This is a genomic window from Clostridium sp. ZS2-4 (assembly GCF_026719745.1).
GTDB lineage: Bacteria > Bacillota > Clostridia > Clostridiales > Clostridiaceae > Clostridium_H.
Genome location: NZ_JAPPRQ010000134.1, coordinates 1 through 23,048 on the forward strand (window position 1 = coordinate 1; position 23,048 = coordinate 23,048).

19 protein-coding genes are annotated in these 23,048 nt (G+C 29.0%); 18 read left to right on the forward strand and 1 reads right to left on the reverse strand.

Annotation, left to right across the window (positions count from 1 at the left end; all coding sequences use genetic code 11):
- Positions 1-200: 200 nt before the first annotated feature.
- Both dprA and topA read left to right on the forward strand, forming a co-directional pair.
- On the forward strand, positions 201-1,280 hold the full coding sequence (gene dprA / locus OIO11_RS15780; protein ID WP_268072401.1) for a DNA-processing protein DprA: 1,080 nt from the start codon (positions 201-203) through the stop codon (positions 1,278-1,280).
- A 559-nt stretch (positions 1,281-1,839) separates the two neighbouring features.
- The gene (gene topA / locus OIO11_RS15785; protein ID WP_268072402.1) at positions 1,840-3,915 is read left to right on the forward strand and encodes a type I DNA topoisomerase; all 2,076 of its coding nucleotides are present in this window, start codon (positions 1,840-1,842) and stop codon (positions 3,913-3,915) included.
- Between the two features lie 184 nt (positions 3,916-4,099).
- Here topA and OIO11_RS15790 read toward each other — a convergent pair whose 3' ends face one another.
- A complete protein-coding gene (locus tag OIO11_RS15790) occupies positions 4,100-4,255 on the reverse strand; it encodes a hypothetical protein (RefSeq protein ID WP_268072403.1) in 156 nt (51 codons plus the stop codon).
- 161 nt (positions 4,256-4,416) lie between these two features.
- On the opposite strand from OIO11_RS15790, the gene codY reads away from it, so the two are divergent.
- From codY to infB, 16 genes are all read left to right on the forward strand, one after another.
- Positions 4,417-5,193: a GTP-sensing pleiotropic transcriptional regulator CodY gene (codY, locus tag OIO11_RS15795; RefSeq protein ID WP_268072404.1), complete on the forward strand. Its 777-nt coding sequence runs from the start codon at positions 4,417-4,419 to the stop codon at positions 5,191-5,193.
- A 220-nt stretch (positions 5,194-5,413) separates the two neighbouring features.
- Complete coding sequence (rpsB, locus tag OIO11_RS15800) at positions 5,414-6,115, forward strand: 30S ribosomal protein S2 (protein ID WP_268072405.1); 702 nt, start codon at positions 5,414-5,416, stop codon at positions 6,113-6,115.
- A gap of 31 nt (positions 6,116-6,146) precedes the next feature.
- Positions 6,147-7,070, forward strand: a complete 924-nt coding sequence (tsf, locus tag OIO11_RS15805; RefSeq protein WP_268072406.1) for a translation elongation factor Ts — start codon at positions 6,147-6,149, stop codon at positions 7,068-7,070.
- A gap of 111 nt (positions 7,071-7,181) precedes the next feature.
- Positions 7,182-7,892 carry a UMP kinase gene (gene pyrH / locus OIO11_RS15810; protein ID WP_268072407.1) on the forward strand — a complete coding sequence of 237 codons (711 nt, stop codon included), beginning with the start codon at positions 7,182-7,184 and terminating at the stop codon, positions 7,890-7,892.
- Positions 7,893-7,909: 17 nt separating this feature from the next.
- A complete protein-coding gene (gene frr, locus OIO11_RS15815; protein WP_268072408.1) occupies positions 7,910-8,467 on the forward strand; it encodes a ribosome recycling factor in 558 nt (185 codons plus the stop codon).
- A gap of 82 nt (positions 8,468-8,549) precedes the next feature.
- Positions 8,550-9,317, forward strand: a complete 768-nt coding sequence (locus OIO11_RS15820) for an isoprenyl transferase (protein ID WP_268072409.1) — start codon at positions 8,550-8,552, stop codon at positions 9,315-9,317.
- 10 nt (positions 9,318-9,327) lie between these two features.
- Complete coding sequence (locus OIO11_RS15825; RefSeq protein WP_268072410.1) at positions 9,328-10,131, forward strand: phosphatidate cytidylyltransferase; 804 nt, start codon at positions 9,328-9,330, stop codon at positions 10,129-10,131.
- 45 nt (positions 10,132-10,176) lie between these two features.
- Complete coding sequence (locus OIO11_RS15830; RefSeq protein ID WP_268072471.1) at positions 10,177-11,121, forward strand: AI-2E family transporter; 945 nt, start codon at positions 10,177-10,179, stop codon at positions 11,119-11,121.
- Positions 11,122-11,151: 30 nt separating this feature from the next.
- Entirely contained in the window at positions 11,152-12,309 is a 1,158-nt protein-coding gene (dxr, locus tag OIO11_RS15835) for a 1-deoxy-D-xylulose-5-phosphate reductoisomerase (RefSeq protein ID WP_268072411.1), read from the forward strand.
- A 32-nt stretch (positions 12,310-12,341) separates the two neighbouring features.
- Complete coding sequence (gene rseP / locus OIO11_RS15840; protein WP_268072472.1) at positions 12,342-13,346, forward strand: RIP metalloprotease RseP; 1,005 nt, start codon at positions 12,342-12,344, stop codon at positions 13,344-13,346.
- A gap of 21 nt (positions 13,347-13,367) precedes the next feature.
- Positions 13,368-14,417, forward strand: a complete 1,050-nt coding sequence (ispG, locus tag OIO11_RS15845; protein ID WP_268072412.1) for a flavodoxin-dependent (E)-4-hydroxy-3-methylbut-2-enyl-diphosphate synthase — start codon at positions 13,368-13,370, stop codon at positions 14,415-14,417.
- A 62-nt stretch (positions 14,418-14,479) separates the two neighbouring features.
- On the forward strand, positions 14,480-18,817 hold the full coding sequence (locus tag OIO11_RS15850; protein WP_268072413.1) for a PolC-type DNA polymerase III: 4,338 nt from the start codon (positions 14,480-14,482) through the stop codon (positions 18,815-18,817).
- Between the two features lie 229 nt (positions 18,818-19,046).
- Positions 19,047-19,508 carry a ribosome maturation factor RimP gene (gene rimP / locus OIO11_RS15855; RefSeq protein WP_268072414.1) on the forward strand — a complete coding sequence of 154 codons (462 nt, stop codon included), beginning with the start codon at positions 19,047-19,049 and terminating at the stop codon, positions 19,506-19,508.
- A 14-nt stretch (positions 19,509-19,522) separates the two neighbouring features.
- A complete protein-coding gene (gene nusA / locus OIO11_RS15860; RefSeq protein WP_268072415.1) occupies positions 19,523-20,569 on the forward strand; it encodes a transcription termination factor NusA in 1,047 nt (348 codons plus the stop codon).
- A gap of 25 nt (positions 20,570-20,594) precedes the next feature.
- A complete protein-coding gene (rnpM, locus tag OIO11_RS15865) occupies positions 20,595-20,861 on the forward strand; it encodes an RNase P modulator RnpM (RefSeq protein ID WP_268072416.1) in 267 nt (88 codons plus the stop codon).
- A gap of 96 nt (positions 20,862-20,957) precedes the next feature.
- The gene (gene infB / locus OIO11_RS15870) at positions 20,958-23,030 is read left to right on the forward strand and encodes a translation initiation factor IF-2 (protein WP_268072417.1); all 2,073 of its coding nucleotides are present in this window, start codon (positions 20,958-20,960) and stop codon (positions 23,028-23,030) included.
- Positions 23,031-23,048: the final 18 nt, after the last annotated feature.

Sequence of the window (23,048 nt, forward strand, 5' to 3'; positions counted from 1 at the left end):
CCTTTCTTGGTCGTTGTTTGTCGTGATTCAATTATACCAAATGGAGGAATGTTCTTCTATTTTTTATGCTAGAAATACTGAAAACACAGGCTAACGCCTTAAAATACAAGTGCGAAAGTTGAGTTAAGTTCTAATGTGTAGAATAATTATTTAAACCTATATATTAAAGAAATTTAAAGATTATAGAGGGAGAAGATAGTATGAATGATTATGAACTATGGTTTGCTATGAGCAATTTATCGTATTCTGTAAAAAGAAAACTTTTAGCAAACTTTAAAAATGTTGAAACACTCTGGTATGAAAGTATATGCAATAGAAACAGTAATTTAATAGATATAAAGATATTAAATGTTTTAAAAGATAACTGGGATATTGAAAAAATAAATTTAATGAAAGAAAAATTAGAAAAATATGAAATTAATACAGTAGTAATTACAGATGAATTATATCCTGAGAGTTTAAAAGTTTACGAGGACGTACCTTATATGTTATTTTATAAAGGAAACATTAAAAAATTAAATGAAAAATATAATGTAGCAATAGTTGGTTCAAGAAAATGTACTAGTTATGGCATAAATATAAGTAATATGATAACGGAAAGCCTATGTTATAATAATGTTAATATTATAAGTGGTATGGCTAGGGGAATAGATTCAATAGCACATTCAAAGTGTATTGAGAAAAAAGGCTATACTTGTGCTGTTTTGGGATCAGGGCTAGATATAATTTATCCAAAAGAAAATTCAAGCTTATATAATGAAATTTTAAAAGATGGATGTATATTATCTCAATTTATTCCAGGCACAAAGCCTTATTCATATAATTTCCCTATTAGAAACAGAATAATAAGTGGACTAAGTAATATAGTTATTGTAGTAGAAGCTGGTAAAAAAAGTGGATCATTAATAACTGCTGGAGCAGCATTGGAACAAGGTAAAGATGTAATTGCTGTACCAGGAAATATTTTTTCTACTGAAAGTGTAGGAGCTAATCAATTAATTAAGGATGGAGCTTATGTATTAACAAATATTAAGGACATATATGAATTACTCCATATAAAAAGTATAAAGGAAACTGAAATTAAGAAATTGATAATGAATAATGTAGAAAAAGTAGTATATAAACAGATAACAGCTACTCCAATACATATTGATGACATATTAAGATTAACAAATCTTAACATAAAAAAAGTATATGAAATATTATTAAATCTTCAATTAAATGATGAAATAATGTGTTTAAGCGGCAATTATTATGTGAGAAATATTAAAAAAATTTAACTAAATAAATAATAGATAATACCAATCTTTGAAGTATAAATTTCTTACTACCCCAAATTAAGAAAGGCCATAAGGTCTTTGTAAATATAGTATACTAATGATATAATTTTAAAATAAAATAGAAGTCAAGTAAATACTTTAGCACTTAAAAAGTTTGGATGGCCATAGTTCGTTGATTTTAAAGAATTTATTTAAAAAGTTAAAATAGTAAAATATGAATTTTTTTAGCGAAATTAAAATAACTTTTTTAACTATTTTGTCTATCGGCAGGCTTATAAGTCTACGCGTTCTTTTGATAATCATAAAAAAAAAGGTTTCAGTAAAAATGAAATTTTCATTGAAATTTTCATTGAAATTCTTATGTGAAATTCCTAAAGTAAAGTAACAAAGATTGACATATAACAATTTTGTGAGGTATTATTTGAATTGTAGCTAAAAAGCAAACTAGTATTTAGTTTAACTAATATGTTGGGAATATTAAAAAATTTTAAAGTTAATATAATAATATAAATATAATTTTACATAATTATAATAGACTAGAATTATTGGAGGGGATAATATGGGTCAGAAGCTAGTTATAGTTGAATCTCCAGCTAAAGCAAAGACTATAGGAAAATATTTAGGAAAAAATTATGTTGTGAAAGCATCTATGGGGCATGTTAGAGATTTGCCTAAAAGTCAATTAGGTGTTGATATAGAAAATAATTTCACTCCCAAATACATAACTATTAGAGGAAAAGGGGAGTTGCTAAATGATTTAAGAAAACAAGCTAAAAAAAGTGAAAAAATATTTCTTGCAACAGACCCTGATAGAGAAGGAGAGGCAATTTCCTGGCATCTAGCAGAAACATTAAAGTTAGATAAAGATGAAAAATGTAGGATAGAATTTAATGAAATAACTAAAAATGCTATAAAAGCTGCAATTAAAGAACCAAGAAAATTAAAATTAAATGTAGTTGATGCCCAACAAGCAAGAAGAGTTTTGGATAGACTGGTGGGATACAAAATAAGTCCAATACTTTGGAGAAAGGTAAAATGGGGATTAAGTGCTGGTAGAGTGCAATCTGTAGCTCTTAAGATGATATGTAATAGAGAAGATGAAGTTAAAAGTTTTCAGCCGAAGGAATATTGGACAATAGAATGTGATTTAAAAAAAGAAAAAAACAGTAAAGCTTTTACTGTAAAGTTAGTTTCAAAAGATAAGACAAAAGTGGAGATTAATAATGAAGAGGAAAGTAATAGAATTATTGAAGAATTAAATAAAAATAAATATATTGTAAAAGAGATAAAAAAGTCTAAAAAAACCCGAAAACCGTTACCACCATTTACAACCAGTACTTTTCAACAGGATTCATATAAAAAACTAAATTATTCAACAAAAAAATCTATGTCTGTCGCTCAACAGTTATATGAAGGTATTGATATTAAAAATGTTGGGACTGTAGGTTTAATAACCTATATGAGAACAGATTCTGTTAGGATATCTAAAGATGCACAAGAAAATGCAAGAAGATATGTTACTAACAAATTTGGAGAAGAATATATACCAAAAAATAGTAGAGATTTTAAAAGTAAAAAAAATATACAGGATGCTCATGAAGCTATCAGACCCACAGATGTTGAACTTGATCCTGAAAAAATAAGAGGTAGTTTGAAACCTGATCAGTACAAAGTATATGATTTGATTTGGAAGAGGTTTGTAGCAAGTCAGATGTCAGAATGTATAATGGATACTATATCCGTTACAATAAAAAATGGAATATATAATTTGAAAGCTAGTGGTTCTAGTATAGCATTTGATGGATTTATGAAGCTATATAAATATGAAACAGAAGAAGATAATACTACTGCTAAATTGCCGCAATTAGCTGAAAAACAAGAATTATTAAAAAGTAAAATACAAGGAATTCAACATTTTACTCAACCCCCAGCAAGATTTTCAGAAGCTTCTTTAGTAAAAACATTAGAAGAGAATGGTATAGGAAGACCTAGTACCTATGCACCAATAGTCTCAACTTTACTTGATCGGAAATATGTAGAACGTGAAAAGAAAACTCTAATTCCAACAGAACTAGGTTTTATAGTTAATAATATTGTAAGCGAATTTTTTAAGCAAATTGTTGATGTAGAATTTACTGCTGAAATGGAAAATAAATTAGATAGCATTGAAGAAGGAAAAGAAAATTGGAAAGATACCGTTAAAGAGTTCTTTACTCCTCTTGAAGAGGCTATAGGGATAGCAGAAAAGGAAATTGCAAAAATAACTATAGAAGATAAAGAAACAGATATAAAATGTGATAAATGTGGTAGAAATATGGTTATTAAGCATGGAAGATACGGAGATTTCCTTGCATGCCCTGGATATCCAGAATGTAAAAATACAAAACCAATAGTTGAAGAATTAGATGTTCCTTGTCCGTTATGTAGTGGTAAAATCTTACTAAGAAAAAGTAAAAAAGGTAGGAAATTTTTTGGGTGCAGTAACTATCCAGAATGTACATTTGTAAGCTGGTTTGAGCCTGTAGAAACAAAGTGTCCAGAGTGTGGAAATTTTATGGTTAAGAAGTATAGTAAATCAAAAGGTGATTATATTGAATGTTCTAATAAAGAATGTAAGCATAAAATTACATTATAGAATTCTTAAACTAAAAAATATGAGTTAATATTTTTTTATAATTATCAAATGTTAAAATAACTGTCGAATTTAATAAAACACAGTTGAAATGTAGGAAACACTATGTTAATATAATTAGAGTGGTCGGGATAATTCAAAATATTTTTAAAAAAACAAAAATTCAAAATTGTTATAACTGTACTACTTAAATAATTCCAGAATTAAAAATGTTGATAGCATCTGGAAGATTATTATTAGCAAGTATATTTATAAAATCTATAGGTTGTTTAGTAATCATGATATTAAGTTTAGATACTTGCTGAAATATATTAAATTGTTTTATTTTTTCAATATAAAGCATGTTAAAAACCTACCTATGGTGTTTGACGTTATGTGTGTGTAATGATATTATGCCGTAGTGGAGGAAAATATAAAAATCTAACGCATTAAAAGTTAGGTGAAACAATGCTTGTGAAATTCCTCAAGCGATTAATTAAAATGCATTAAGAAGGAGAGAAACAAATGTCTTCAGAATTATTAAGTAAAATACGAATGTTAAATAAGATACTACAAAAAACAGGGGCTGAACCAGTTGTATTCGATGATATATGTGCTTCACTTAGTGAAGTGTTAGAATGCAATGTTTATATAATAAGTAGAAAAGCAAAAATATTAGGATATAAATTCTATAATGGGTTCGAATGCGAAAGTATAAAACAGAAAGTTTTAAACGAAAAGAAATTCCCAGAGTATTTTAATACTAAATTATTAAACATTAATGAAACTATCGCTAATATACTTAGTGAAGGAGCTTCTTTTGATGAAACTAAACCAGCAGAAATAGAAGGAAAACTTTCAACGATAGTACCTATAATTGGAAATAGAGAAAGATTAGGTACACTTATGATTACAAGATTTGAAGAAGATTTCACAGATGAAGATTTAGTTTTAGCAGAGTACAGTGCAACTATTGTTGGACTCGAAATTTTAAGATCAAAAAATGATGAATTAGAAGAAGAAGCAAGAAAGAAAGCTGTTGTTCAATTAGCTATTGGTACATTATCATATTCAGAACTTGAAGCTGTAGAACATGTTTTCAATGAATTAGATGGTAATGAAGGATTATTAGTTGCTTCAAAGATTGCAGATAAAGTTGGAATTACTAGATCTGTAATTGTTAATGCCTTAAGAAAATTTGAAAGTGCTGGGGTTATTGAATCAAGATCTTTGGGGATGAAGGGTACTCATATCAAGATTCTAAATGAAAAGTTATTAGATGAATTAAAAAAAATAAAATAGGAATAATAAATAGCGAATAGGAGAATTACTTCCTATTCGCTATTTATGTAAAATTAATTACAAGTTTTTTGTTTTTTTTATTGAATGGCTACAATTGATATGATATACTACATAAGGAAGAAAAACACACATTACTTAATTTATGAGCTGGTGCCTTTGAAACAAAGGTTTTTCATAACATAAGAGTAATGGAGGTAAAAACCATTAGGAGGGAATATTAATGTCAGTAATTTCAATGAAACAATTATTAGAAGCAGGTGTTCATTTCGGACATCAAACAAGAAGATGGAATCCTAAAATGGCTCCATACATATTTACAGAAAGAAATGGTATATACATCATCGACCTACAAAAAACTGTAAAAAAAGTAGAAGAAGCTTATGATTTCATTAAGAGTGTTGTAGAAGATGGAAAAGAAGTTCTATTTGTAGGTACTAAAAAACAAGCTCAAGAAGCTATTCAAGAAGAAAGTATAAGATCAGGAATGCATTATGTTAACAATAGATGGTTAGGTGGAATGCTTACAAACTTCAAAACTATAAAAACTAGAATTAAGAGATTAGAACAACTTGAAACTATGGAACAAGATGGAACATTTGAAGTTCTTCCTAAAAAGGAAGTTATAAAATTAAGAAATGAAAAAGAAAAGTTAGAAAAAAACCTTGGTGGAATTAAAAATATGGTATCTGATAAAATAGGAGCTATGTTTGTAGTGGATCCAAGAAAAGAAAAGAATGCTATAGCAGAAGCTAAGGTGTTAGGAATACCTGTTGTGGCAATAGTTGATACAAACTGTGATCCAGATGAAGTAGATTTTGTTATACCTGCTAATGATGATGCTATTAGAGCGGTAAGATTATTAACTTCTAAAGTAGCTGATGCTATTATAGAAGGAAATCAAGGTGAGCAACTAGCTGAATAATCATAAAAACAACTTGATAGGAGGAATAATCATGATAAGTGCAAAGTTGGTTAAAGAGCTAAGAGAAAAAACTGGTGCAGGAATGATGGACTGCAAAAAAGCTTTAACTGAAACTAACGGAGATGTAGAAAAAGCTGTAGAATTTTTAAGAGAAAAAGGATTAGCTTCAGCTGCTAAAAAGGCTGGAAGAATTGCTGCTGAAGGAATAGTTACAACTTATATAGCAGAAAATGGAAAAACTGCTGTTGTATTAGAAGTTAACTGTGAAACAGACTTCGTTGCAGTAAATGAAAGTTTTATTGAGTTCGCAAACACTGTAGCAAAACAAATAGCTACTACAGAAGTAGAAAGCGTTGAAGCATTACTAGAAGCTAAATACATAGGAAATGAAAATGTTTCTATAAAAGATGCATTAACTGAGCTAATTGCAAAAATTGGTGAAAATATGAACATAAGAAGATTTCAAAAACTTTCAGTTGAAAGCGGAGCTATAAATAGTTATATACACGCTGGCGGAAAAATTGGTGTATTAGTAGCTTTAGCTTGTGAAAAAGAAAATAATGATGTTTTACCACAACTTGCTAAAGATCTTGCGATGCAAGTTGCAGCAGCAAATCCACTATTCCTAGATGAAAATAGTGTTGATCATGAAGTGCTTGACAAAGAAAGAGAAATATATAGAGTTCAAGCTTTAAATGAGGGAAAACCAGAAAATATAGTTGAAAAAATGGTTGAAGGTAGAATTAAGAAATACCTTAAAGAAGTTTGCTTAATTGATCAAGTTTGGGTGAAAAATCCTGATTATACAATAAGTAAATTATTAGCTGAAAAATCTAAAGAAGTAGGAGCTCCTATAACACTTGTTAACTTTGTTAGATTTGAAAGAGGCGAAGGAATAGAAAAGAAAGAAGAAAACTTTGCTGAAGAAGTAAAAAAACAAATGGAAAAAAAATAATGAATAAAAGTAAATAAAGAGAACACCTAGTGTTCTCTTTTTTTAAAGCACTAGAAATAAAATAACCAAAAAAATGTGTAATTTTTGGTATTTTGGAGGTATAATAATAATATGAATTCATCAAAATATAAGAGAATAATGCTTAAACTATCAGGTGAAGCACTTAATGGAGAACAGGGTTTTGGTATCGACTTTAATGTTACAAAAAGAATTGCAGAAGAAATAAAAGAACTAGTAGATATGGGAATTGAAGTAGGTGCAGTAGTAGGTGGAGGAAATATCTGGCGTGGAAGAAATGGCGATGATATGGACAGAACTACTGCTGATTATATGGGTATGCTTGCTACATGTATAAATGCATTAGCTCTTCAAGATTCTTTAGAAAGTATAGGTATTAATACTAGAGTACAAACAGCTATCGAAATGAGAGAAGTTGCTGAACCATTTATTAGAAGAAAGGCTATGAGACATCTTGAAAAGAAAAGAGTAGTTATTTTTGCAGCAGGTACAGGTAATCCATATTTTTCTACGGATACAACAGCTGCTTTAAGAGCTGCTGAAATAGAAGCAGATGCAATTTTATTAGCAAAAAAAGTAGATGGTGTATATGATAAAGATCCTTATAAATATGCTGATGCTAAAAAGTTTGATAAACTTACATATATAGAAGTATTAGAAAAAGGGTTACAAGTTATGGATTCAACAGCTACATCACTATGTATGGATAATAATATCCCAATTATAGTTTTTGGACTTGATAAGCCTAGCAACATTAAAAAAGTAATCATGGGTGAAAAAATTGGTACTATAGTATCAAAATAGAATGGAGGCGTTATATTATGGTAAAAGAGATTTTAAAAACAGCAGAAGAAAAAATGGATAAAACAATTTTAGTTTTGAAGAAAGATCTTGCTTCTATGAAAGCAGGTAAAGCTAATCCAGCAATGCTTGACAGAATATCTATAGAATATTATGGAACTGAAACTCCAATTAATCAATTAGCAAATGTTTCATCTCCAGAGCCAAGAGTATTATTAATTCAACCATGGGATAAAAATTCTTTAAAGAATATTGAAAAAGCAATATTGCAATCAGACTTAGGGTTAAATCCATCTAATGATGGTTCAGTAATTAGGTTATTAATTCCTGAATTAACTGAAGAAACAAGAAAAGAAATAGTGAAAAAAGTTAAAAAGAATGGTGAAGATGCAAAAGTAGCTATAAGATCTATAAGAAGAGATTGTAACGATAAAGTGAAAAACTTAAAGAAAGATAACCATATTACTGAGGATGAAGCTATAAGCACAGAAGAGAATATTCAAAAAATAACTGATAAACATATTAAAATAATAGATGAAATTGTTAATAATAAAGAAAAGGAAGTTATGGCTGTATAATTTTATATTTAAATTTAAAATACCTGCTGAATCGCAGGTATTTTAAATACTTTAACAAATAAATTTGAAATGGAGCAAGCTAATGATGAATTTTTTTGGTTTTAAAAAAAATGTATATAAAAAAGACAAAAAAATAAATCTAGATATGAACAACATACCAAAACACATTGCAATTATAATGGATGGAAATGGCAGATGGGCTAAAGAAAAAAAACTTCCAAGGAGTTTTGGGCATAAAGCAGGGGTAGAAACTATAAGAGAAGTGGTTAAGGAATGCAGTAGATTAGGGATACATTATCTAACTTTGTATGCTTTTTCAACAGAAAATTGGAAAAGACCTGCTGAAGAAGTTAATACATTAATGAAACTTTTAGTTGAATATTTAAAAAAAGAATTAGCAGAATTAAACTCACAAGGAGTAGTAGTTAATAATATTGGTGATATATCAAAACTTCCACAAATATGTCAAAATGAATTAAACAACGCTTATGAAATAACTAAAAACAATACTGGTTTGATTTTAAATTTAGCTATAAATTATGGTGGAAGAGATGAGATATTGTATGCTGTGAAAAAAATTATAGATGAACTAAAAGAAAATAAAGTAACTTATAAGGAAATTAATGAAAAAGTCATAGCTAAGCATTTGTATACAACTAATATGCCAGACCCGGATATAATTATCAGAACAGCTGGCGAGCAAAGGTTGAGTAATTTCATGTTATGGCAGTGTGCATATTCTGAATTTTGGTATACAGATATAAAATGGCCTGATTTCAAAAGAGAAGATTTACAAAAAGCTATTTATGACTATCAAAATAGAGATAGACGTTACGGAGGAATAAAATAGAGGTGAATTTATGGATAAAAGGTATTTAGGAGCACTGCTTTTGTCTCCACTAGTGGTAGTATTGTTTGTTGGTGGAATATATCTAAAATATATTGCTATGACTCTTTCACTATTAGGAATGTATGAGTTTTTTAGTATTATAAAAAATAAAAGTATTAAGCCCTTAAGCATATGTGCCTACATATTATGTATTGTATATTACATTTTAATTATAGGAAAACATTCAATGGATTATAAAGCTTTATTTTTAACAGTAGTAAGTATAATTCTAATAATGCTTTGTATACCAATATTTAATGAAAAGTATAATTTTATAGATGTATCTATCACTATATTTGGTTTCTTTTATGTTTCAGTGTTTTTTAGTTTTATAGTGTTAGTTAGTCAAAAACAGTATGGACAATATTTAATTTGGTTGATATTCATTTCCGCATGGATGTGTGATACAACTGCATATTATGTTGGAAAATATTTTGGTAAAAATAAATTATGTCCAAAGGTAAGTCCAAAGAAGACTATTGAAGGTTCAATAGGTGGATTGCTAGGAAGTACTGTTGCATGTGGAATATATGGACTATTAGCTTTAAAAGCAAGATACAGTATACCATTATATAACTTTTTTTTAATAGGTATTTTTTGTGGTGTGTTTTGTCAATTTGGAGATTTAGTGGCATCTTCAATAAAAAGACATGTAGGAGTTAAAGATTTTAGTAACCTTATTCCAGGACATGGAGGTATTTTAGATAGATTTGATAGCATACTTTTTGCATCTGCTGTAGTATATTATTACATAACAATCTTTATGGGGATGTAATGGGTGGAGAACAATCAAAAAATATATTATAAATTAATTTGCTGCATGGTAATATTATTAATTTTTATTAGTTCAACGTATATAATAAAAAATTATTTCAAACCTTTTTTTATTATAATTTTTATAACTTTCATATGTAAACCAATTTATGATTTGCTGTGTAAATATAGAATTTTCAATGAAAATGTAAATGCAGTATTGAGTATACTTTTTGTTAACCTAATTTTATTTTTCACAGCATATTATACTGGTAAAATACTTTTTGATAAACTTTATGCAATAGCATTAAATAATTATTCTAATATCATCAATCAACTTGATAATATTAGTTCAAATTTAAATGATTTCTTTCAATTTGATTTATTAAAATTAGATGAGAATATTAAAAATATTTACTCTAATATTGCAAGAAATGGTTACCTGAAAAAAGGAGCAGTATATACTACAAATGGTATATTTGCGTATTTTATAAGCAATATTGCTGTTTACTTTATTTTAGTAGATAAATATGTTATAGTTAATACGATTGAAAAACTTTTTCCAAAAGGTGATGTTTGCATACTTAAAGTAAAATTTAATGAAATAAATAATATATTTAAAATTGAGTTGATTTTAATACTATTAACAACTTTGGAAACTTTGATTGGATTTATTATATTAAAGGTTAATAATGCACTATTTTTATCAATACTCTGTGGTGTTTTGGATATAATACCTTATATTGGCACAATACTAGTCTTTATTCCTTTAATAATATATAATTTTATCCTTAAAAATAATATAATTGCTATTGGATTGATAATTTTATATATTTTTCTTCAAGTAATAAGGCAAGTTTCAGAAGCAAAATTTGTAAGTAAAAAATTTGAAATTCATCCTCTGATTCTGATTTTATCAATATATATTGGAATTAAAATTTTTGGAATTATTGGATTGTTTATGGCACCACTTTATATTATTACAACAAAAAAAATAATATTTTCAGCATAAGCAAAGGTGGTTAAGATAGGAGTGACTTAAGTGAAAAACATAAGTATTTTAGGTGCTACTGGTTCTATTGGAACTCAGACCCTGGAAGTCATAAAAAATGAAAGTGAGAGATTTAAGCTTTTTGCTTTTTCAGCAAATAAGAGCTATGAGAAAATTATAAATATAATAAAAAATTTCAATCCTAAATGTGCTTGCATTGTTGACAAATTAACTTGTGAAAAAGTTAGAGAATATTGTAAAAATCAAAATATAAAGATTGATATCTTTGAAGGAATTGAAGGATTATCTGCAATAGCTGTTTTACCAGAAGTAGAAATTGTAGTAACCTCAGTAGTTGGAATGGTTGGATTAGTACCAACATTGAATGCCATAAGAGCGGGTAAGGACATTGCTTTAGCTAATAAAGAAACTCTAGTTACTGGTGGGGAAATAGTAATGAAAGAAGCTAAAAAATATAAAGTTAATATTATACCAGTTGATTCAGAGCATAGTGCTATTTTTCAGTGTCTCCAAGGAAATAAAATACAAACAGTTAATAAAATTATTCTGACTGCGTCTGGTGGACCTTTTAGAGGTAAAAAAAGATGTGAATTAGTAGATATTACACCAAAAAAAGCTGTAAAACATCCTAATTGGAGTATGGGTAAAAAAATATCTATAGATTCGTCAACCCTTGTAAATAAGGGCCTTGAAGTTATAGAAGCACATTGGTTATTTGATTTATCATATAAAGATATTGATGTTGTAATACATCCAGAAAGTATAATCCATTCAATGGTAGAATATAAAGATTCTAGTATAATAGCTCAGCTTTCCAGCCCCAATATGATTTTACCAATACAATATGCGCTTAATTATCCTAACCGTAAAGAAAGTTTAATTGATAAACTTGACTTTTATAAAATTGGAAAATTAACATTTGAAAAACCTGATATGGTAAATTTTAAAGGGCTAAAATTAGCTTATGATGCAGGAAGTGAAGGTGGTATTATGCCTACTGTCTTTAATGCTGCAAATGAAGAAGCTGTAGAACTGTTTTTACAAAAGAAAATAGGATATCTGATGATAATTGATATTATAGAAGAATGTATGAATAAATTTCAAAATGAAAAGAATATAGATTTGGAAGTAATATTAAATACTGAGAATAAAATTAGACGATTCATTCAAAATAAATATAAGTTTTAAAGGAGGGGAAATTATTGCATATAATATGGAATATATTTATAGTTGCTATAGCTTTTAGTATTTTAGTTATAATTCATGAGCTGGGACATTTTACCTTGGCGAAGCTTAATGGCGTTAAAGTGGAAGAATTTGCAATAGGCATGGGTCCAAAACTTTTTGGAATCAATGGTAAGGAAACTTTATATTCTTTTAGAGCAGTACCAATAGGTGGATATGTAAAAATGTTAGGGGAAGAGGATGTATCTTCAGATGAAAGATCTTTTTCAAATAAATCACCTATTCAGAGATTAAGTATTGTAGCTGCTGGTCCTATAATGAACTTCATTTTAGCAATACTGCTATTTGCAGCTGTAAGTTTTCTAAGTGGATATTTAATACCAGTTGTAAGTGAAGTTGTGCCACAAAGTCCAGCTATGCAAGCAGGAATACAACCAGGAGATAAGATATTAGAAGTTAATGATTCGAAAATTTCTACTTGGGATGATTTTATAGCCCAGGTGGCTATGACAAAGGGAGCACCCCTCAAGATAACAATACAAAGAAATGAAGAGAAGAAATTTGTTGCTTTAACCCCAGTAAAAAACAAAGAAACTAATACTTACATGGTTGGAGTGGCTTCTACTGTTGTAGAAAAGCCAAGTATTGTCCAATCAATTCAATATGGAATTCAGAAAACAGGTTCTACAATTAAGCAGACGATTTTATCTTTTGGAATGATTTTCAAAGGTAAAGCATCTAAAGATGATATAGGTGGGCCAGTTACAATCTTGAGAATTACTTGGGCTGTATCAAAGGCAGGATTAATAAATTTAGTTGCTTTTTCAGCATTTATTAGCGTACAGTTAGGGATTTTTAACTTATTACCATTTCCTGCATTAGATGGATTCTGGATTTTTGTTTCATTATATCAGATAATAACAAGAAAAGATGTAGATAAAGATAAGATTGGTATGATTAATACAATTGGATTTGCGCTACTACTTCTTCTTATGATAGTAATAACTATAAAGGATGTATTATATCCTTTAAAACTTTAGTTGATTTTAGGTGATAATTTTATGGAGCGAAGAAAAACAAAAAAAATTAAAATAGGAAAAATCTATATAGGTGGAGATTCAAAGATTAGTGTTCAATCTATGAATAACACCGATACAAGAGATGTTGAAGCTACAGTAAAACAAATTAAAGAATTGGAAAAAGCTGGATGTGACATTACAAGGTGTGCGGTACCTGATATGGAAGCTGCAAGAGCATTGAAAGAAATAGTAAGTTCAGTCAATATTCCAGTTGTTGCTGACATTCATTTTGACTATAGATTAGCATTAGAGTCTATAGAAAGTGGAGTTGCAGCATTAAGAATAAATCCAGGAAATATAGGAAGGATTGAAAGAGTAAAAATAGTAGCTAATGCTGCAAAAGAGAGAAAAATACCAATTAGAATAGGCGTTAATTCTGGTTCTTTAGAAAAAGAATTATTAAAGAAATATGGTAAAGTTTGTCCAGAAGCGCTAGTAGAAAGTGCATTAAATCATGTACACATTTTGGAAAATTTAAATTTTGAAGATATAGTTATTTCTATAAAGTCATCAAATGTAATGCATATGATTGAAAGTTATAGAATTATATCATCTAAAGTTGATTATCCCCTTCATGTTGGAGTCACTGAAGCAGGCACACTGTGGAGAGGTACCATTAAGTCAAGTGTAGGAATTGGTACTCTTCTTTCAGAAGGAATTGGAGATACTATAAGAGTATCTCTAACAGGAAATCCTGTTGAAGAAATTAAAGTTGGTAGAGAGATTTTAAAATCTTTAGGGTATATAAAAGAAGGAATGGAGATTATTTCTTGCCCTACATGTGGAAGAACTAACATTAATCTTATACAATTAGCTAATGAAGCAGAAAAGAGATTAGCAGAATGTAATAAAAATTTAAAAGTAGCCATAATGGGATGTGTGGTTAATGGACCAGGTGAAGCAAGAGAAGCTGATATAGGAATTGCTGGTGGAATCGGAGAAGGATTACTCTTTAAAAAAGGTAAAATTATAAAAAAAGTAAAAGAAGATAAACTAATTGATGAGCTAATAAACGAAATCAATAAAATGTAGGCTATGATTTTTCATAGCCTATATTATTTACAAATTTAGCCATTGCATTAGGGGGTAGCTTAATGAATAATAGTTTAGTTCAACTATTAAAAAATGAAATAGATACTAATGAAACTATTCTAGAAAAAGATATACAAATATTAAGAGTTCAATATTTTACCAAAAGTGATAGATTAAAGGTTGTATTGAGATCTATTAATGAAATAAATGAGGTTACAAAAAATCTAATAAAAAAACTAATAATAAAAAAATTATATTGTTTTAATAACATAGATTTAATTTGTTATAAGAATATATCAAATTTAACACTAGAAGAAGTTATAAAGGAATACTGGATAGATATTATAAATAATGTTGCTGTAAAAGTTCCTATTTGTAAGCAATTTTTAACTAATGCAGTTAGAAAGGTTAATGATAATTATATATCGATTGAAATAGGTGATGAATTTATGTGTAAGTTGTTGAAATCTAAAAATGTTGAACAGTTTATACAAAATTCATTTTATGATATATTTGGAATTAAGTGTAGAGTGAGTTTGAATTTTAATTTAGAGTTAGAAGAAAAAAATTATTTTGCAAGTAAAGAAATAGAAGAAAAATCATTAATACAGTCTATTTTAAATCAAAAGGCTATTTCTTCTAAGGTATCAGTATCAGAAGGTAAAGTTGTTTCGAAAAATTCTAATACCACTGAACGTAGCAATAATAAAGATTTTACTCAAAAAAGAGTTACTAAGAATCCTAATGCTATTTTAGGAAGGGATGCAATTGGTGAAATTACTAATATAGATTCAATTAATGAAACTTCTGGAAGAATCACTATATGTGGAGATGTGTTTAAGGTTAATATAGTTGAAACTAAATCAGGAAGAAAAATAGTTACTTTCTATATTACTGATTATACAAGTTCTATAACTGTAAAATGTTTTCCTAAACCAAATGAAACCGAGAAATTAATTGAAGAATTGAAAGTTGGACTTTACTGTAAGGTTAGAGGTGAAGCGGTACATGATTCTTTTGCCAGAGAAGTTGTTGTCATGGCAAGAGATATAGTAAAAACAACAAAAATTGAAAAGATGGATACTTATGATGAAAAAAGAGTAGAGCTCCATCTACATACCCAAATGAGTTCCATGGATGGAATGTCTTCCACTTCTGCATTGATTAAGAGAGCAGCTAAGTGGGGACATCCTGCTATCGCTATAACAGATCATGGTGTAGTTCAAGCTTTTCCAGAAGCAATGGATATGGGTAAAAAACATAATATTAAAATTTTATATGGTGTAGAAGCATATTTGGTAAATGATGGAGTTCCTATATCTGTAAATATTAAAGATGAAACAATAAATGATACTTTTGTTGTTTTTGATATAGAAACAACTGGTTTTTCAAGTATTTATGATAAAATCATTGAAATTGGTGCTGTTAAAATAAAAAATGGGACTATAGTAGATAGCTTTAGTTCATTTATCAATCCGGAGGTTAAAATACCTTATAAAATTACTGAACTTACTGGAATAACGGATGATATGGTTAAAGATGCTGAAACGATAGAGAAAATTCTACCCCAATTTATGAATTTTGCAAAAGACTCAGTACTTGTAGCTCACAATGCAAATTTCGATACTTCTTTTATAAGAAAAAATTGTAATGATTTCAACTTAGAATTTAAATATGGAATTATGGATACAGTGCTTTTGGCAAAATACTTATTTCCTCAATTGAATAAATATAAATTAAATGTTATAGCTAAGCATCTAGGAATTTCATTAGAAAATCATCATAGAGCTGTTGATGATGCAAAAGCTACAGCTGATATATTATTAATTTGTTTTAAGTTATTAAAAGAGAAAAATATGATTAGTTTAGAAGAGTTAAATAAAGAATTTTTAGGAAATCAAGATATAAAAAAATTGCCTACACATCACTTGATAATATTGGCCAAAAACCAAATTGGATTAAAGAATTTATATAAACTTATTTCTTTCTCTAATTTAGATTATTTTTTTAGGAAACCAAGAATGCCTAAAAGCCTAATTCAAGAGTATAGAGAAGGATTAATAGTTGGGTCAGCTTGTGAAGCTGGTGAAATTTATAAAGCGGTTTTCGAAGGAAAAAGTGAAGAAGATCTGAATGATGTAATTAAATTTTATGATTATCTAGAAATACAACCAGTAGATAATAATGAATTTATGATAAGAAAAGGAAAAGTTAAAGACAGAGAACAGCTTAAAGAAATCAATAGAAAAATATGTGAGTTAGGAGAAAAGCATAATTTACCTGTAGTTGCAACTTGTGATGTGCACTTTTTAGATCCGGAAGATGCAACTTTTAGAGAAATATTAATGAAGGGGCAAGGGTATTCAGATGCTGAGAATCAGCCACCACTATATTACAGAACAACAAATGAAATGTTAAAGGAATTTGAATATTTAGGGAATGATAAAGCAAAAGAAGTTGTCATATACAATCCTAGAAAAATTGCAGATGAAATTGAACACATTAAACCAATACCAGATGAGACTTTTCCACCTAAAATTGAGGGAGCGGATGACGACATTAGAAATATGACTATGAATAAGGCATATTCAATATATGGGAATCCACTACCAGATATTGTACGAAAAAGACTTGAAAAAGAATTAAATTCTATAATAAATAATGGATATGCAGTTCTTTATTTAATAGCACATAAATTAGTGGCAAAATCAATAGACGATGGTTACTTAGTTGGATCTAGAGGTTCCGTTGGATCTTCTTTGGTTGCAACAATGTGTAATATAACAGAAGTTAATGGGTTACCTCCACACTATGTATGTCCTAGATGCAAGCACAGTGAATTTTTTACAGATGGTTCTGTGGCTTCTGGTGCAGATTTACCAACAAAAAATTGCCCAGAATGTGGTTCAGAATATATTAGAGATGGTCATGATATTCCGTTTGAAACCTTCTTGGGTTTCAACGGAGATAAAGAACCAGATATAGATTTAAACTTCTCAGGTGATAATCAAGCTGATATTCATAAATACACTGAAGTTCTTTTTGGTAAAGGACATACTTTTAAAGCTGGAACAATTGGCACTATAGCAGATAAAACTGCGTATGGTTTTGTAAAAAAATATTTAGATGAAAAGAAAAAGGTGGTTCCTCAAGCTGAAATTGAGAGATTAACTCAAGGATGCACAGGGGTTAAAAGAACTTCTGGCCAACATCCAGGAGGAATTATGGTTGTACCTAGTGACAATGAAATATTTAATTTTTGTCCCATACAACATCCTGCTGATGACACTAATTCAGATATTATTACCACACATTTTGATTATCACTCTATAAGTGGAAGACTGCTAAAGTTGGATATACTTGGTCATGATGATCCTACTGTTTTAAGAATGCTTAAAGATATTACAGGATTGGATCCTCAAACTATACCAATTGGAGACGAGAAAGTACTAAGTTTATTTACTTCACCTGAAGCGTTAGGGCTTACAGAAGAAGAACTGGGATGTACGGTAGGAAGTTACGGTCTACCGGAATTTGGTACTAAGTTTGTTAGACAAATGCTAGTAGATACTCAACCAAAAACATTTTCAGATCTTGTTAGAATATCCGGATTATCTCATGGAACTGATGTATGGTTGAATAATGCTCAATATTTTATTGGTGAAGGATATACTACACTTAAAGACTGTATATCTACAAGAGATGACATTATGGTTTATTTAATATATAAAGGATTAGTACCAAAAGATGCATTTACTATAATGGAAAAAGTAAGAAAAGGGAAAGGGCTTAGTGAAGAACATGAACAATTAATGAAAGAACATAAAGTTCCCGATTGGTATATAGAATCATGTAAAAGAATAAAATATATGTTTCCTAAGGGGCATGCTGTTGCATACGTAATGATGGCGGTTAGAATAGCTTATTATAAAGTTTATTATCCTCAAGCATATTATGTAGCCTATTTTACTGTTAGAGGAATAGATGATTTCGATGCACAATTAATTGTTCAAGGTGAATCAGTTATAAAAAGAAAAATTGATGAAATTAACAGTTTAGGTAATAATGTATCTCCAAAAGATAAAGGATTATTGACTATTTTAGAACTTTCTTATGAAATGTACAAAAGAGAAATTAAATTTTTAAAAGTAGATATATACAAATCTCATGCAACAAAATTTATAATTGAGGATAACAATATTAGACCTCCTCTTAGTGCTCTAGCTGGAGTAGGTGCAAATGCTGCAAAAAGTATTGCTTTAGTTAGAAATGAAGGAGAATTTATTTCTAAAGAAGACTTAAGAGTTAGAACAAAGGTTTCAAAAACAGTAATTGAAGCTTTAAATGAACATGGTTGTCTTAAGGGATTACCTGAAACAAATCAATTATCACTATTTTAGGTTTTGAGCAATATTGCTTGTAAATAAAATGTTTGGTATATTACTTGAAATAGCTTTATTAGTATGTTAAAATGAAATAGAATTATTTTGCAGATAAAGTTTAGCATAAGAGTGGGATGAAAAAGCCCACTCTTTATATTTGTAAAAACGCAACTATTTGTTGCGTTTTTCCTTAATATTTGTTTATTTAAAAATAAATTGTAAAAACTAAGATTAAGGAGGTCTAGATATGAAAAATGATATTTTAGTAGATAAACTTTCACAATTTATAGAACCTGTAGTAGTACAATTAAATTACGAATTATATCATGTAGAATATATAAGAGAGCAAAATGAAAATTATCTGAGAGTGTACATAGATAAAGCTGAGGGTATATCTTTAGAGGATTGTGAAAAAGTAAGCAGAAAATTAAGTGATATGCTTGATGAAGAAGACCCCATATCAGATAGTTACTATCTAGAAGTATCTTCTCCAGGTATAGAGAGAATATTGTATAATGATAAACATCTGCAGAAATACTTAAATCATATGGTAGCTATTAAACTTTCAAGATTATTTGAAGGAAATAGAAAATATGAAGGTAAACTATTAAATTTCAGTAATGAAATTATAGAAATAGAAAATGAAGATAATTCTATTTCTATTCCAAAAGATAAAATTAAAAGAATTATTTTAAAAGGGGAGTTTTGAGGAGGTTTTAAAAGATGAATGCGGAATTTATTGAAGCCTTAAAAGAAATTGTTAAAGAAAAAGGAATTTGTGAAGATTTATTATTTGATACTGTTGAAGATGCACTAGTGTCAGCGTATAAAAAGAATTATGCTAAAACAGGTGGCAATTTACAGAATGTTAAGGTTACTATTGACAGAGAAAATGGTGAAATTCATGTTTACACACCACTAAAAGTTGAAGAAGAACCAGAAAATATAAATGAAATTTCTTTAGAAGAGGCTAAAAGAATTGATCCATTATATGAAGTTGGGGATGTAATAGATATTGAAGTTACACCTAAAAAATTTGGTAGAATTGCTGCTCAGACAGCTAAACAAGTTGTTATTCAAAGAATAAAAGAAGCAGAAAGAAAAGTTATATACAATGAGTTTGTAGCAAAAGAGTATGACATAATTACTGGAATAGTCATAAGAAAAGATAAAGGAAATGTATTTATTGATTTAGGAAAAATTGAAGCTGTTCTTGGACCAAGTGAGCAAATGCCAGAAGAAGAATATAATTTTAATTCTAAGCTAAAGCTATATATCGTAGAAGTTAAAAATACTACAAAAGGTCCACAAATTGTGGTTTCAAGAACTCATCCAGGATTAGTAAAAAGACTTTTTGAATTAGAAGTTCCGGAAATTTATAGTGGAGTAGTTGAAATTAAAAGTATTGCCAGAGAAGCAGGATCAAGAACTAAAATAGCGGTTTATTCTCATGATGAAAATGTGGATGCTACTGGTGCGTGTGTGGGTCCTAAGGGAATGAGAGTACAAAACATAGTTAATGAATTGAAAAATGAAAAGATTGACATTATTAAATGGGATAAATTACCTGAAAAATATATAGCTAATGCACTAAGTCCGGCTAAAGTTTTAGATGTTGTTATAGATGAAGAAAACAAATCAGCAAAAATAGTAGTTGAAGACAATCAATTATCACTAGCTATAGGTAAAGAAGGACAAAATGTTAGGCTTGCAGCTAAGCTAACAGGCTGGAAAATTGACATAAAAAGTGAGTCTCAGTCTTCTGAATAATTCTGTGAAAGGTGGTAGTTTGTTTATGAAAGTGAAAAAAATACCCAAGAGAATGTGCACTGGATGTTCAGAAATGAAACCTAAAAAAGAATTATTGAGAATTGTTAAGAATAAAGAAAATGAGATAACGGTTGATTTAACAGGTAAAAAGCCAGGAAGAGGCGCTTATATATGTAAAGATGTAGAATGTTTTAAGGTTGCAGTTAAATCAAAAAGACTTGAAAAAAATCTTGGCACTAAAATAAGTGATGAAATTTATGATAGGTTAAAATCTGAAATACTAAGTGAGTAACATCAAGTATAAAGCTTTTCTATATGCATAGATACATATAGAATAAATTTTGTAAAAGATTTTGCAAAATTTTAATACTAATTGGGGGTGAATGGTTTGGCTAAAACTAGAGTTTATGAATTAGCAAAAGAATTAGACATAACAAGTAGAGAATTGATAGATATACTATTAAGTGAATTTAGTATTAAGGTTAAAAACCATATGAGTGTGTTGGATGAAGAAGATGCGGAACTTATAAAAGAACTATTCGATGAAGGTGAAGAAAATCCTGGGAAATTTTCAAAAAAAAGCATTATCGATGAATATGAAGAAGAAATTGATGAATCTGTTAATAACCAAAAGCAGAAAAAGCAGATTAGAAATAATAAAAATTCAGTAGACACTTCGGTTGCAGTAAAAAATGAAGAAACAGAAGAAGAAATAGTAATTGAAATGGAAGATACTATTACTGTAAAAGAACTTGCCGAAAAGCTTCATAAACCAATAACTGATGTAATAAAACAGTTAATGTTTATGGGAGTAATGGCTGCTATCAACCAAGAGTTAGATTTTAATACAGCTGAAAAATTAGCTGGAAAATTTGATGCAATAATATCAAAAAAAGAAGAAAATTCTGCTGTAGTTAAAGAAGATGATGAAGATGATGATTACGGAAATGAAAAAAGACCACCAGTTGTTACTGTTATGGGTCATGTTGACCATGGTAAAACATCAATTTTAGATGCCATAAAAAAATCAAAGGTTACAGCTACAGAAGCAGGAGGAATAACTCAACATATTGGTGCTTATACTGTTGAAGTTAATGGAGAAAAAATATCATTTTTAGATACTCCTGGTCATGAAGCATTTACAACTATGAGGGCCAGAGGTGCTCAAATAACAGATATTGTTATATTAGTTGTTGCTGCTGATGATGGAATAATGCCTCAAACTGCCGAAGCAATTAATCACTGTAAGGCGGCTAACGTTCCAATAATTGTAGCTATAAATAAGATTGATAAAGTAGGAGCCAACATTGACAAAGTAAAACAAGAATTAACAGAGTATAACCTTATTCCAGAAGATTGGGGTGGAGATATAGTTTGTGTTCCAGTATCAGCTCATACAAAAGAAGGATTAGATTCATTATTAGAAATGGTTATCTTAACTGCTGAAATGGAAGAATTAAAGGCAGACCCAAGTAGAAGAGCTAAAGGAACTGTAATTGAAGCTAAACTAGATAAAGGAAGAGGTCCAGTGGCTACTCTTTTAGTACAGAATGGTACTCTAAAATCAGGTGACTCAATCATAGTTGGATCTACTTATGGTAGAATAAGGGCTATGTTTGATGATAAAGGAAAGAAAATTAATTCAGCTGGACCATCAATACCAGTAGAAATATTAGGATTATCTGAAGTGCCTGATGCAGGAGATAGATTTAATGTAGTAAAAGACGAAAAAACTGCTAGAAATATGGCAGAAAACAGAAAACAAAAATTAAGAGAACAACGAATGCAGTCTACAAATAGAGTATCACTTGAAGACTTATACAGTCAAATTCAGGAAGGAAAAGTGAAAGAACTAGGTGTTATAGTTAGAGCAGATGTTCAAGGTTCAGTTGAAGCAGTTAAACAATCTTTAGAAAAGTTATCTACTGATGAAGTTAAAGTTAGAGTAATACATGGAGCAGTAGGAGCTATTAGTGAAACAGATGTTACACTAGCAGCAGCATCAAATGCCTTAATTATAGGTTTTAATGTAAGACCTTCAAATAATGCTTCTGTTCTAGCTGAAAAAGAAGGAGTAAACATAAGAACATATAGAATAATTTATGATGCTCTAGATGATATAAAATCTGCTATGGTTGGTATGCTAGAACCAGTATATAAAGAAGTAATTTTAGGTACTGCTGAAGTACGATTAACATATAAAATATCAAACATAGGAACTGTAGCAGGGTGTTATGTGTTGAATGGGAAAATCGTACGAAACAGTGGAGTTAGAATAATTAGAGATGGTATAGTAATATTTGAATCTGAACTGTCATCATTAAAAAGATTTAAAGATGATGTAAAGGAAGTAGCATCAGGATATGAATGTGGAATAACAATTGAAAAATTCAATGATATTAAGGAAGGCGACTTAATTGAAGCTTACACTATGGAAGAAATAAAGCCTAAACATATATAATATAAAGGAGAGAGTTAT

What these genes read in the sequence shown, in the direction of transcription:
- dprA (WP_268072401.1), top strand. Translation starts at nt 201, where the DNA reads ATGAATGATTATGAACTATGGTTTGCTATGAGCAATTTATCGTATTCT.
- topA (WP_268072402.1), top strand. Translation starts at nt 1,840, where the DNA reads ATGGGTCAGAAGCTAGTTATAGTTGAATCTCCAGCTAAAGCAAAGACT.
- OIO11_RS15790 (WP_268072403.1), bottom strand. Translation starts at nt 4,255, where the DNA reads ATGCTTTATATTGAAAAAATAAAACAATTTAATATATTTCAGCAAGTA.
- codY (WP_268072404.1), top strand. Translation starts at nt 4,417, where the DNA reads ATGTCTTCAGAATTATTAAGTAAAATACGAATGTTAAATAAGATACTA.
- rpsB (WP_268072405.1), top strand. Translation starts at nt 5,414, where the DNA reads ATGTCAGTAATTTCAATGAAACAATTATTAGAAGCAGGTGTTCATTTC.
- tsf (WP_268072406.1), top strand. Translation starts at nt 6,147, where the DNA reads ATGATAAGTGCAAAGTTGGTTAAAGAGCTAAGAGAAAAAACTGGTGCA.
- pyrH (WP_268072407.1), top strand. Translation starts at nt 7,182, where the DNA reads ATGAATTCATCAAAATATAAGAGAATAATGCTTAAACTATCAGGTGAA.
- frr (WP_268072408.1), top strand. Translation starts at nt 7,910, where the DNA reads ATGGTAAAAGAGATTTTAAAAACAGCAGAAGAAAAAATGGATAAAACA.
- OIO11_RS15820 (WP_268072409.1), top strand. Translation starts at nt 8,550, where the DNA reads ATGATGAATTTTTTTGGTTTTAAAAAAAATGTATATAAAAAAGACAAA.
- OIO11_RS15825 (WP_268072410.1), top strand. Translation starts at nt 9,328, where the DNA reads ATGGATAAAAGGTATTTAGGAGCACTGCTTTTGTCTCCACTAGTGGTA.
- OIO11_RS15830 (WP_268072471.1), top strand. Translation starts at nt 10,177, where the DNA reads ATGGTAATATTATTAATTTTTATTAGTTCAACGTATATAATAAAAAAT.
- ispG (WP_268072412.1), top strand. Translation starts at nt 13,368, where the DNA reads ATGGAGCGAAGAAAAACAAAAAAAATTAAAATAGGAAAAATCTATATA.
- OIO11_RS15850 (WP_268072413.1), top strand. Translation starts at nt 14,480, where the DNA reads ATGAATAATAGTTTAGTTCAACTATTAAAAAATGAAATAGATACTAAT.
- rimP (WP_268072414.1), top strand. Translation starts at nt 19,047, where the DNA reads ATGAAAAATGATATTTTAGTAGATAAACTTTCACAATTTATAGAACCT.
- nusA (WP_268072415.1), top strand. Translation starts at nt 19,523, where the DNA reads ATGAATGCGGAATTTATTGAAGCCTTAAAAGAAATTGTTAAAGAAAAA.
- rnpM (WP_268072416.1), top strand. Translation starts at nt 20,595, where the DNA reads ATGAAAGTGAAAAAAATACCCAAGAGAATGTGCACTGGATGTTCAGAA.